At 42.7% G+C, this 246-nt stretch carries 1 protein-coding gene; it reads left to right on the top strand.

Annotated elements, in window-relative coordinates:
* The coding region (locus V0R37_RS22990; protein WP_489685829.1) for an MlaD family protein at positions 1-246 on the top strand (246 nt) is incomplete at both ends.

Raw genomic sequence — 246 nt, 5'->3', positions numbered from 1 at the left:
CCGGTTGTGACCATGGCAATCGATAGTCGATATGATCAGTTTTCTGAAAACTCCAGTGTGAAAATACTCACTTCAGGATTAATTGGTGAGCAATACATAGGTTTAGTGCCCGGATTTGTCTTTGATGATGAGCAAATGCTCAAAGATGGTGGCCATATTGAAGACACCAAATCAGCGCTGGTATTGGAAGATTTAATCGGCCAAGTGTTGTACAGCGTCGGCAGTTCAGACAGTAAAAAACAGGAG

Source organism: Pollutimonas rozaliensis (genome assembly GCF_048751585.1).
In the GTDB taxonomy this organism is placed as follows: domain Bacteria; phylum Pseudomonadota; class Gammaproteobacteria; order Burkholderiales; family Burkholderiaceae_B.
The sequence above is the reverse complement of the archived record's forward strand: the minus strand, read 5'-3'. Positions and strand labels throughout refer to the sequence as shown.